General features: G+C 69.3%; 8 protein-coding genes. 1 reads left to right on the forward strand and 7 read right to left on the reverse strand.

Annotation, left to right across the window (positions count from 1 at the left end):
- The 7 genes from WBB07_RS30160 to eccCb all read right to left on the reverse strand — a co-directional run.
- Positions 1-2301 (reverse strand): AAA family ATPase (locus tag WBB07_RS30160; protein WP_526313589.1); only part of this gene is annotated, 2301 nt, incomplete at its 3' end.
- A gap of 94 nt (positions 2302-2395) precedes the next feature.
- Positions 2396-3919, reverse strand: a complete 1524-nt coding sequence (gene adh, locus WBB07_RS30165) for an aldehyde dehydrogenase (protein WP_526313575.1) — start codon at positions 3917-3919, stop codon at positions 2396-2398.
- A 159-nt stretch (positions 3920-4078) separates the two neighbouring features.
- Positions 4079-5368, reverse strand: a complete 1290-nt coding sequence (locus WBB07_RS30170) for a helix-turn-helix domain-containing protein (RefSeq protein ID WP_526313577.1) — start codon at positions 5366-5368, stop codon at positions 4079-4081.
- A gap of 171 nt (positions 5369-5539) precedes the next feature.
- The gene (locus tag WBB07_RS30175; protein WP_526313579.1) at positions 5540-5833 is read right to left on the reverse strand and encodes a WXG100 family type VII secretion target; all 294 of its coding nucleotides are present in this window, start codon (positions 5831-5833) and stop codon (positions 5540-5542) included.
- Positions 5834-5866: 33 nt separating this feature from the next.
- Positions 5867-6199, reverse strand: coding sequence for a WXG100 family type VII secretion target (locus WBB07_RS30180; RefSeq protein WP_526313581.1), 333 nt, complete (start codon positions 6197-6199; stop codon positions 5867-5869).
- A gap of 92 nt (positions 6200-6291) precedes the next feature.
- Positions 6292-7446, reverse strand: coding sequence for a type VII secretion-associated protein (locus tag WBB07_RS30185; RefSeq protein WP_526313583.1), 1155 nt, complete (start codon positions 7444-7446; stop codon positions 6292-6294).
- Positions 7443-11042 (reverse strand): type VII secretion protein EccCb, encoded by a 3600-nt coding sequence (gene eccCb, locus WBB07_RS30190; RefSeq protein WP_526313585.1) that lies wholly within the window; start codon positions 11040-11042, stop codon positions 7443-7445. The genes WBB07_RS30185 and eccCb overlap by 4 nt, the downstream gene beginning before the upstream one ends.
- A 112-nt stretch (positions 11043-11154) precedes the next feature.
- Here eccCb and WBB07_RS30195 point away from each other — a divergent pair, with 112 nt between their 5' ends.
- On the forward strand, positions 11155-12264 hold the full coding sequence (locus WBB07_RS30195; protein ID WP_526313587.1) for an EsaB/YukD family protein: 1110 nt from the start codon (positions 11155-11157) through the stop codon (positions 12262-12264).
- The last annotated feature ends 78 nt before the right edge of the window (positions 12265-12342 follow it).

The following is a 12342-nucleotide window of genomic DNA, read 5'->3' on the forward strand; positions in this document are numbered from 1 at the left end:
CGCCACCGCGGCGTGGGCGGCCGCGTCGAGGGCCGCGACCAGGTCGCCGAGCTGCTCGAATTCTTCTGACACCGAGCTCAACCCCGCCGCGTCACCGCGCCGCAGGGCAAGCGCGAAGCGCGCCGCCAGACCGGCGCGCGGCCCCTCCACCAGGTTCTCGAGCTCGCTGATCCTGCCGACGCAGGTGGTGTCGCCGAATTGGACGGCGGTCTGCAAACAGACCACTTCCGCGCCGAATCGGCCTGTCGCCGCCGCTCTTTCGGCGGCCGAGCGCACCCCTGCGACTGCGGCGCTGACGGCGCCCTGACCCGCGACCACCCACGCCCGGGCCAAGCTCTGCTCGTAATCGAGGGACCGAAACGCCCGCGGATGGTTTTCGTGCACGGCCAGCAGGCCGACAACATCGGAGTCGTCGCCGCCCATCGCCGCAGCGGTCAGGCGGGGAATCTGGTAGCGGTATCCCCAGCCGGTGGCGTGGCTGACCGACAGTCCGTCGGTGGCCCGCGCGAGCAGGGGCATCGCGGTGTCGAGTCGGCCGGCCCCCAGCGCCGCCCGGCCCGCTATCGCGTCACCGAGCAATCCGGCAGCACCGGGCAACTGCGCCGCCTCCGCGCGCACCCGCTCCGCCAGCTCGAGTGCCTCGGTCACCCGACCCGCCAGGATCAACGCACTCAGATGCGCGTCGGCGATGTTGAACGTCATGTGCGGTGCGTCCCGTGACCGCGCGGCGACGGTGTATCCGGCCTCGGCCAACGCCACTGCTTCACCGGTGGATCCGGAATCCCCGGCTATCACCGACAGTGCCCACGCCACTTCCGCACCGACAACGGCGGGGAGCTCGGTCAAGGCGAGGTCCTGCGCCGCCTGCTGTGCCGTCATCGGCTCGTCGATCGCAAACCAGTACACCGTGCGGAACGCGTCGAGGTAGCTGCGGGCTGTTGGTGACGCCCCGGGCGCAGCGGCATCCACGACCCATTTTGCGCGGTCGGGGTCGGCAAGAACCCACAACACGTTGCTGGCCCGCAGGAACGTCAGCCGGGCACGCTCCTCCTCGGTCAGGTTGTCGAGCGGAATTCCGGTCAGTACCGCTTCGGCTTCCTCACCGCGTCCGAGCCATGACAGCGCGTGGGCACGGACGAAGCTCGGTTCCGGTCCCCCGCCCGCCGCGATCGCCACCTGGGCCAACCGGTCGGCCAGGGCCAGGTCGGCCAGCCAGACGGCACCGTGCGCCGCCCTGGTGAGCAGGTCGACGTCGGCGGGCAGATCTGAGTCCAGGCTCAGTGCCGCCCGGCGCACCACCACCTGGATCTCGTCCCGGTCGGCTCCCTGGGCGAGTTCCGCGGCGATCGATCCGCGTAGCCGCCGCAGCCGGGTGGGTGGAGCCCGCCGGCGGCGCACCTGCGCATAGAGCGGATGCCCAACCCGTACCCGAACGGTGCCCCCGACGGTTTCCAGGGTGATGAGACCGCGGGTGTCGGCCTCCTCGACGGCGGCCGGATCGGTGATCCGCTGCAGGACGGCCAGGTCGATCGGTTCCCCGACTGCCAGCACGTCGACCACCTCGCTGACCTCCGGGGGCAGCTCACCGAAGCGGGACTCGATCAACTCGACAAGCGTCGGCGGCACGATCGGGTCACCGGCCCAGCGCCAGCGGCCCTCCTGCAGCGTGAGTCGGTTGTCGGCGACCTCCTGTTCCACGATGTTGCGCAGGTACAGCACGTTGCCTCGGGTGAGGTCCCACAGCCGTTGTCCGGCAACGGGATCGACCGGGGCGCCCAGGACGGCGGACAGCAGCAGCGCGGTGTCGTCGCGCGACAGTGGCGCCAGCTCGTGATGGTCGTATCCGGCCTTCCAGATCTCCTGTACCGCAGCCGGGATCGGTTGGCCGTCGAGGACGGTGAACAGGACCTTGGCAGCTCCCTTCGCCACGATCTGGTGGATCACGAAGGCCGACAGGTCATCGAGCAGGTGGGCATCGTCGACGCCGAGCACCACCGCGGTACCGGAAGTGGTGCTGGTGAGCGCCTCGATGACACCGCGCACCAACTGGGCGGCGTCCGTGGCCCCCGGCGGTGTCCAGCCGGCCAGTGCCCCCAGGGGGATCGCGCGCGCCGACGAGGTGGCCGACACAAAGTGTGTCCGGTGACCGGTCGATGCGGCGGCATCCAACACTTCGCGGATGACGCGGCTCTTACCCAGCCCGGCCGCTCCCCGCACGACCACGCCGGGGACTCCCGGAGCTGTCAGAGCAGCTTCGATCCGGTGTATCTCGTCTGAGCGGCCGATCAGCGGCCACCACATGACCACTTCAAGAGCCTAAGAGCAGCACCCCCGAGCAGACGCAAAATCGCGCCCTTGGAGGTCCAAGGGCGCGATTTTGTGTCTGTTGATCAGATCAGAAGAAGCCGAGGGCGTTGTCGCTGTACGACACCAGCAGGTTCTTCGTCTGCTGGTAGTGATCCAGCATCATCTTGTGGTTCTCGCGGCCGATACCGGACTGCTTGTAACCACCGAACGCGGCGTGCGCGGGGTACTGGTGGTAGCAGTTGGTCCACACCCGGCCGGCCTTGATGTCGCGGCCGGCGCGGTAAGCGGTGTTGCCGTTGCGCGACCACACGCCGGCGCCCAGGCCGTACAGGGTGTCATTGGCGATGGAGATGGCCTCGTCGTAATCGGAGAACGACGTCACCGCCACCACCGGGCCGAAGATCTCCTCCTGGAAGATCCGCATCTTGTTGTGGCCGGTGAAGATGGTCGGCGCCACGTAGTAACCGCCGTTGAGATCGCCGCCGAGTTCGGCGCGCTCACCACCGGTGACCACCTGGGCACCTTCGCTCTTGCCGATCTCGATGTAGGACAGGATCTTCTCGAGCTGATCGTTGGACGCCTGAGCGCCGATCATGGTCTCGGTGTCCAACGGGTCACCCTGACGTACCGCCTTGGTGCGGATCGCGGCCAGCGCCAGGAACTCGTCGTAGATGTCAGCCTGGATCAGCGAGCGCGACGGGCAGGTGCAGACCTCACCCTGGTTCAGGGCAAACATCGTGAAGCCCTCGAGCGCCTTGTCCTGGTAGGCGTCGTTGGACGACAGCACATCGTTGAAGAAGATGTTGGGGCTCTTGCCGCCCAGTTCCAGCGTGACGGGGATCAGGTTCTGCGAGGCGTACTGCATGATCAGCCGGCCCGTGGTGGTCTCACCGGTGAAGGCGATCTTGGCGATCCGGTTGCTCGACGCCAGCGGCTTGCCCGCCTCGACGCCGAAGCCGTTGACCACGTTGAGCACACCGGCGGGCAGCAGATCGCCGATCAGCGACACCAGGTACAGGATGGAGGCCGGGGTCTGCTCGGCCGGCTTGAGGACCACGGCGTTTCCGGCGGCCAGCGCGGGCGCCAGCTTCCAGACCGCCATCAGGATCGGGAAGTTCCACGGGATGATCTGACCGACCACACCGAGCGGCTCGTGGAAGTGGTAGGCCACGGTGTCACCGTCGACCTCGCTCAGCGAGCCCTCCTGCGCACGAATACATCCGGCGAAGTAACGGAAGTGATCGACAGCAAGCGGGATGTCGGCGTTGAGGGTCTCGCGGATCGGCTTGCCGTTGTCCCAGGACTCGGCCAGGGCGATCGATTCGAGATTCTCCTCGATCCGGTCGGCGATCTTGTTGAGGATGATGGCGCGCTCGGTGGCCGAGGTCTTGCCCCAGGCGGTGGCGGCGGCGTGCGCGGCGTCGAGAGCCTTCTCGATATCGGACTCGTCGGAGCGCGCGACCTCACAGAACACCTCGCCGGTGACCGGGGTGGGGTTCTGGAAGTAGCGGCCGGCGTTGGGGGCCACCCATTCGCCGCCGATGTAGTTCTCGTAGCGGGCCTGGAAGGACATCAGGGCGCCGTCAGCACCTGGCCGGGCGTAGGTCGTCATTGGCTTGTCTCCTACCGTCGTGCCAGCGGTCGTGATACGGCCGTGGTCTTTGGTAATCATCATGGTCGTCTGGATCACGATTGTGTCGTGTGTCACCACGGTAAGGGCCCAACGGTTGCAGCACAGTTGCATCGTGCGCAGGAGGCACCAACCGGCACGTCAGGTGAGGTCGTAGTCGATTCCGGCCAGGTGCCCACGCGCGCGGGCCCGGCGCATCGGGTCGACGGCGGCGCTGTCGTGCAGCACCCGCCAGCCGTCACGATCGTCACGCCCCTCCGGCATTTCCAGCCAGCGCCGCAGCAAATCCGTCCGGCCCCGCGCCGACTCGGCGAGCACAGCAGCCCGCAGCGACGCCGAGAGCTGGGTCCGCAAGCGTGCGATCGCCGGCGAAACCGAATGTGGCAACAGCGGCCCCTGGTAGCGGACCAACGCCGATTCCACGTCGCCGGCATCGAGAGCATCGAAGATCTCACCGATGTCCGAGGTCACCGGCACCAGCAAGCGGTAGGGCCGCGAGGCGAGGTGCTCCCCGCCGATCACCTTGCGTAGCCGCGACATCTCCGCACGCACGGTCACGACATCGAGGTCCTTGTCGTCGAGCAGCACGGCCAGATGGTCGGCGGACAATCCCTCGGGATGACGGCTCAGCAACACCAGGATGTCGGCATGCCGGCCCGTCAGGCCGGTGGCGCGCAGATGGCCGAGGTCGTCGGTGGTGACCCAGCGGGGCCGGTCCGCACCGAGCACCACGAGGTGGGGTTTGCGCACCGCCGGTTCGGGCCGGTTGCCGGACAGCCGCAGCAAGGCCAGATGGCTCTCGACCGCCACCACGGTGGCCCGGACCAGGGCCAGCGTCTGCGAGGAGACCACCTCGTGGCCGCCGGTGAGGTCGATCGCCCCGAGCAACGCACCGGTGCTCGGGTCGTGGACCGGCGCCGCCGTGCAACTCCAGGGCTGGACCACCCGCGAGAAGTGCTCGTCGCCGCGAATCTGCAGCTCCCGGTCCAGCGCCAGTGCGGTGCCGGGGGCGTTGGTGCCGGCACTGCGTTCACTCCAGTCGGCGCCGGGCAGAAAGTTCATCGCCTCGGCTTTGCGGCGGGCCGACGGATCCCCTTCGACCCACAACAGCGTGCCGTCGGCCGCGCTGACCGCCACCAGAACGCCGGAGTCGGTGGCGTCGTCCACGAGGAGACGACGGATCACCGGGAGCGCGGGAGCCAGCGGATGGGTTTCCCGCAGCCGGGCCACCGTCGCCTCCGCCGAGGCCGGGCGCGCTCCACCGATGTCAGGGTCGACACCCACAGCCAGGCTGCGCCGCCAGCTGTCGGCAACAATCGGCCGGACCTTGTTGTCGTCGAGGTAGCTGCCGTCGACCTCACCGGCCACAAATCTCTCATGCACAGCGCGCAGCGCCCGGGGGCTGACCCGATCGCGCGGCTTCTGCGTCATGTCCACGAATAACTCACCGTTCTCCTGGCGAGCGCTCCGCTCGCCCGTTCCCGCCGTGTGACGCCACAGTAACCGCTCTCACAGCCGTAGGACACCGCCTTGCCTGCGGCATGTCCGCTGCGCGGCCCCGCCGGGCTCTCCTCCCACGGGGCCGCGCAGGACCTTTCGGCGCTACCGCCAGGCGTTGGCGGCAGCCCGATCGGTGTCGGCCACCTGACCGGCACCGTCGCGGACCGCGTTGCCCAGCCGCACCAGGATCTCGTTGAGCGCGGCAGCTGATTGCTGCCAGGCCGCCTGCTGGAGGCGGTAGGCCTGCGCGGCCTCGCGCGTCCACACCTGTTGCAGGGGCGCGATCCGCGCGCTGAGATCGTCGAGTGCGGCGTTGAGGCGCGTCGCCGTGCTGTGCAGCTCCTGACGCACCGCGGCGTCGATCTCAGCAAAGTTGTAGCTGATCATCTGATCCATCGGAATCTCCCGTCTCTTGTCGATGCCCGCGGTTCAGGCGCGCAGGTCCGTGGCGACCGCAGCGATCTGCGCTGCGTGCTGGTCAGCGGCTTCACGCAAGGTCTGTTCGTTGTGCCGGATGGTCGCGGCAATGGTGTCCAGGGAGTGGCACAGCTTCACCGACTCCGTGTTCCACCGATCGACGACGTCACGGAACCGGGTGGCTGCGGCACCTCCCCACACCGATGGCGGCACTGCCGACAGCTTGCCGATGCAGCCGTGCAGCAGCGTGCGGATCTCGGCGCACCGGGCGTCGGTGGTGTCGGCGACGCTGCGCATGAGGCTGAGGTCGGTACTCAATGATCCAGTACTGAATGACGGAGTCATGGTGTCTCCTGAGAGGTCGACTGCGGTGGATCCGCATGTTCACCAGATTTGTCTGGCGCCGGGTCCGATCGGTTCCCGCGGCGGCGAATTGATCACGGCAGCCGTCTTGCGGTCCGGACCGCCTCGTCGCAGGCGGCCACCACCGCACCTGGTCGACCGGTGGCGTGCTGGCAGCCGATGCTGATGCGCAGCTGCCCGTCGACCAGCACTGTCCAGGCGATCTCGCGTCCCGGGCGAATCTCCCGGTACGTCACCGCCGGGCGGCCGGCCCGGTCATCGGCGGGATTGAAGTCGACAAAAGCTCCCGCCGGTTTGTCATCGATGGCGCGGCGCAAGACCGAGGCGGTGGCCGCGAGCCCGGTGTCAGCGATCCGGGATTGGGTGAAGTGCAGCATCGTGGCGTCGTCCGCCGGCGAGCTCACCTGCACGCGCGCCGACCCCGGGCCGCCGGTCACCCGCTGCACTGTCCAGCCATCGGGAACCTGCACTGTCAGCCGGCCTTCGACCAGTGCCGTCACCGCAGAGCCCGCCAGGTCGGCAGCAGGTGGGCCGGGCCGCGGGGAGAAGCCGGCCGACGCCACACCGATACCCGCCACCAGCAGCACCGCCGGCACCCACCGCCACCGACGGGAGCGCACAACCGGCAGGTCCGGACACTCGGTGTGATCGACTGCCGCCGAGATCATTTCGCGATCACCGGTAACCGTGACCCGACGATGACGGGGACTCAGCGCGGTACTGAGCATCCCGGCCAACACCTCGGCACCGGGCACCTGTTCGGGGGCGTCGATCAGCACCGGCCCGACATGTGAGGTCGCCGCCGCCGTCGTGGCCACCTGCTGTGCCAACACCTGCGGCGGACCGTCGCGCCGAAGCACCGTGAGGTCCGCTCCCCCACCCGTCACCAACACCGCATGCTCGGCGATCTCGACAACCAGCGCACCGGGATACCGGGCCACCAGAACCGCCGACCGCGACGCCATGTCGACCCGTCCGACAACACCGGCCGCGGCCGCGGCCACCGTCTCGGCCCGCGGCGCCGGCCACCACGACGGGTAGACCAACAGCGCAGCATCGGCGCCGTCGAGCAGGGGCGCCAACACCTCCTGCCAGACCTGCCGAAGCGGCCGCGGCCGGTCCCCGACCAACACGTGGCGGCCGTCGCCGCCGTCGAGTGCGGCCCGGCCCACCCGAGGGTCACCGCAAGTGTCGACGATCGCCGGTCCGAGCGCGCAGATCACCGTCATCGCGGTGGTATCCAGGCCAGCTGGACCAACTGCCGCCCGGATCTCGTGGAGAGTACGGCGCGCCCCGGCGGCAGCTGCGGAGTCCGGGCCGCCGGCACCGAGACCTCACCGGAGTTGCCCATCTGCAAGGTCGCCGCGCCCAGATCCCGCAGCCCACTGAGCATCGGGTCGTACAGCGACCGGGAACCGTCGCGCCGGGCGATGACCAGACGCAGACCGAGATCGCGGGCATGCGGCGCCAGGTCGACCAGCGGCGCCAGTGGGTTGCCGCCGAGCAGGTCCTGATCGTCGACGAGCAGGTACACCGCGGGAACGCCCGACCGCGATCGCATCCGCTCCCCCAGCAGCGCGGTGAGACCGTCGACGAGCTCGGCGCACTGCGCCGCCGTCGTGGCGTACCGACTGACACCGACGCCGGGCAGCGTGCGCCGCGGATCGATCACGTAGAGCTGCGTCCCGGGATCGGCGGTGCGGCTGATCTCACGGCCCAGTAGCCGTAGCGCAGCGGTCTTGCCGCACCCGCTGTCACCCGAGATGATCAGGTGCGGCTGCTCGTCGAAATCAACGGTGATGTCCTCGAGTTCGTCGCCGCCGATACCCAGCAGTGGCCGGGCCGGCAACTGTGTCTGCCGGTAGTCGATCAGGTCTGGAAGCACCCGAATCACCGGCGCCGGTGGGTGTTTCGCTGCGAGCCGACCTGCGGCACCGTCGCGGACCGGCACCGCGATCATCATGGGTTGCCCGTCCGGGGCGAGGCCGCTGCCGGGCCGGTCCCGCGGGACCACACGGGCCCGGTGGCGATCCAGTTCGGAATCGACGGGATCCCCCAGCCGCAGCTCGATCCGGGTACCGATCTGGTCTTTGAGCGCCGGGCGCAGGTCAGCCCACCTTGATGCGGTCAACACCAGATGCACACCGAAGGACAGCCCGTCCGCCGCCAGAGTGGTGATGGCGGGTTCCAGGTGGTCGAACTCCTGACGCACCGTCGCCCATCCGTCGACCATCAGGAACACATCTCCGTACGGATCTCCGGTGGCCGCGGACCCGTCGTATTGTCCCGATGCGCGGTGCTGCCGGTACTGCGCCATGGAGTGCACGCCGAGACGGCCGAACAGCGCCTCTCGGTGTCGCAGCAGTCTGGTCAGCGCGGCGACGGTGCGGTGTATCAGATCGGGTTGTCCCCGACCGGCCTGCACCCCGACGTACGGCAGGTCCGACAGTGCCGCTGTGGCACCCCCACCGAAATCCAGGCAGTACAGCTGCACCGCACCGGGCAGCTGGGTGGCGCCGAGGGACAACGCCAACGTCCGCAGCGCCGTGGACTTCCCCGACTGGGGCGCTCCGACAATCGCAACATTTCCTGCCGCTCCGGACAATTCGACCGTCATCGGGGTGATGCGCTGGTCGAATGCCCGGTCACAGACACCGAGCGGCACCCTCAGCGAGCCCGCCGGACCCGCCGCGGACAGCAGCTCGTCCAACGGCGGCGACTGCGCCACCGGCGGTAGCCAGATCCGGTGTGCGGCTGGCCCCAGCTCCCCGACCGCATCGAGGACGGCGTCCAGTACCCGGCTTCCGGTGGCTTGCCCGGGCTCCGTCGCCGGCCGTCTCGGGCCGGCGTCGGCGCAGGTGAACTGGATCGGCGCAACCCGTCGTCGCACACCACCGGCGCGCCGGCCCGGCATCGGCCCGGAAACCTGGGCCGCCTGGAACCGGACCGGGTCCCCGGCGCCGATCTTCACGTACGCACCTCCCGGCGTGTTGGGCAGCTGATAGGCGTCGGCAGTCCCGATGACACCGCGAGATTCACTCGCCGACAACGTTTTCAAACAGATCCGATAGGACAGATGCGATTCCAGCCCGCGCAGCCGGCCGTCGTCGAGACGCTGGCTGGCCAGCAGCAGATGCATCCCGAGGGATCGCCCCAGCCTGCCGATGGCAACAAACACTTCGATGAAGTCGGGGCGACGGCTCAGCAGTTCGGAGAACTCGTCGACGATGATGCACAACGCGGGCAGTGCCGGCAGGTCCGGCCTGGTACGCCGCAGCTGGCGGTAGCCGGCGATTCCGGACACATTGCCCGCGGTACGCAACAGAAGCTGTCGTCGATGGATTTCCCCCTCGAGCGCGTCCTGCATCCGTTCGACGAGATAAGCCTCGTCGGCCAGATTGGTGATGACCGCGCTGACATGGGGGGCCCGGGCCAGATCCAGGAACGTGGCGCCACCTTTGAAGTCGACCAGGACGAGGTTGAGGTACTGCGGCGAGTGCCGTGCGATCAGACCCAGCGCGACGGTCCGCAGCAGTTCCGATTTCCCGGATCCCGTTGCCCCGACACATAAACCGTGTGGACCTGCTCCGCCCAGGGACGCCTCTTTGATGTCCAGGTGCAGCGGCTCGTCTCGCTCGTCGCGGCCCAGCGGAACCCGCAGCCTCGTGTGCTCGGGTCCGTCCCACAACGAGGTGAACGCCTCCGGTCGGGCCGGATCGTCGACACCGACCAGGCCGAGCCAGTCCCGCCGCGCGGCACCTGCGGTGACGGGGCGCCGGGACAGTCGGCGGGCACAGGTCACCGCGGCGGGCAGCGACATCGTGTCCGGCCTCACATTGTCCAGGCACATCTTGTCCGGGGTGCCGCTGCCGATCCCGATGACCGTGACATCCGCTGCGGCCACGAGGTCGCCGGGTAACGCCACCCCGTCCACCACCACCACCGTGTGCCGGCCGGCGGCCACCGAGCCCAGCGCGGCGGGCAGGGCCCCGAAGGTCAGCCGCGCCACTCCGGCGTCGTCGACGACGCCGGGGTGGCCATGGTGAGGTAGCCATTTCAGCCAATCCCAGTGGCGCCGCTGGTTGTCGCCGAGCACCGCGACGACGGCCAGATCGGTAGGGCTGTGGAACACGGCGAGTTGACACAGCAGCGCCCGCACGACGGCCCGGGAATCCGGATCGGCGTCTGGGTCGGCGTCTGGGTCGGCACCGCCGAAGCGCAGTACGCCGTGGGTGCGCAGATCGACGATGACCGGTGCGTCCGGCACCTCGGCGAAGGCGTCGAGAAGCCGCTGCAGGGTGCCGGCGGTGACCGGATCGGTGTCGGTGGCCGGCGCGGGCTCCGCCACCGGACGGGCACAGGCCGCCACCGGTCCGGAGCCGACCCGGACCTGGCAGAAGCTGCGGTGGTTGCGGTCTCGTTCCCACCGCCGCGACGTGCCCGCCAGCAGCCACAGCCCGCTCGGCTCGGGGTGCTGCCATCCCAGCCAGTCCCGCTGTGCCGCGGCCTGATCCGCGAGTTCCAGCCCCATCTCATCCAGGTATTCCAGATAGCGACGGCGGCCGGCTTCGAGATCGGCCGCCGACTGCCGGCCACCGCCCTGGACCAGACTGGCTACTGCCGACACCACCAACATTGCCGGAAACATCAGGTACATCGGATTGTTCGGCAGCGCAGCACCGGTGCCGACCACCACCGCCACCATCACCGCGGTGACCACCAGAATCGCGATCGGCAACAGCCGCACCAGCCATCCCCCACGATGGGTCGCCGGCAACGGAGGTGGCGCGTTCACGGGGATGTCGACGCGCGGCGGTTCCTCCATCGCTGCCCCCTCTGATCGTTGGATGCGGACGCTAAGCAGCACCACGGCTGTTCGCAATTCACCTGTGGACAGAGGTAAACGGCCACCGGACCTCCGCACGTACAGTCCCGCCGTGATCGAAGAACGCACCGGTTTGTGCCGGGTTGTGGTGTACGCCGCCGGTGACGGCGCCGACCTCGTGTTGCCGGACGATGTGCCCGTCGGGGTGCTGTTACCCGAGCTGTGGGACACGTTGGCAGCGTTGGGGTTGCACCCACCGCCGGGCTCGGGCGTGTTGATGCGCCCCGGCCACGGCCCACTCGATCCGGCACTGACCCTGTACGACAACGGGGTGCGTGACGGTGCGGTGGTGGCGTTTGCCCCGCCGCACCGGGCGCGCCGACCGGCGGTGGTCGTGGATGCGGCGGCCACCGTCAGCAAAGCCGTCATGGAACAGGCCGTACCGATCCCGCCGTTCATGTTGCGCCGCACGGGTTTTCTGGTGGCTTCGGCATCCGCTGGGCTCGCCGGCTTCCTCGCGGTCCCCGGCGCTGCCGGGCTTCCCCACGTCCTGCTGGCCTCGACAGCGGTGGCGCTGGTGTCGACACGTTTGGCCGCTGACCCTGCCGGTACGGCGTTGACCTGCGCCGGAGTGGGCTGGGCAGCGGTGGCGTTGCCGGGTACCCTCGCCGACCTCGGCCTCACCGCCGCTGGTGCTATTGCCGTGCTGGCATTTGTTGCGTTGCTGACAGTCTCGGATCGAGTCGCGGTCCGCATCCACGGGCTGGCGGCAGCCGGCACCGACGCCGCCGAACTGACCCGGCGCGCGTGCGGAGCCCGCCGGTCGGCCGCCGCATTACGTGCCGGATCGGCTGCCGGCGCGGCACTCGGGGTACTGGTCTGCGGTGTCACCGCCCCCTCGTGGGCGGCCTGCGGTTTCGGTGCTGCCACCGCTGGGGTGCTGATCCTGCGCGCCCGGGCTACCCCGGCGGTGCCGTTGCTGATCTGTGGAACCTCATGTGGTGGCATCGCTGTCCTGATCGCCCATCAGCAGATCGATGCCCCGGGGTGGCTGCCCAGCATGATCGCAGCCGTGCTCGCTTCCATCGCAATGATTTTCGGCACCAACCCGGCACTGTGCACCCGCAACGCGCGAGCGGTCACCGTCGCCGAACATGTACTGCTGGTGGCGATGGCACCGCTGGCCTGCTGGACACTGGGGGCGTTCGGGTGGGTCCCGTGACCCGGGCCGGCGGCGCAGCCGCGGTGATGGCGGCGGTGCTGGGCCTGGTCGCGCTTCCCCCGGCGGCCGCCTCCACGC

The sequence above is a fragment of the Mycobacterium sp. genome, assembly GCF_049647605.1.
Taxonomy (GTDB): Bacteria; Actinomycetota; Actinomycetes; order Mycobacteriales; family Mycobacteriaceae; genus Mycobacterium.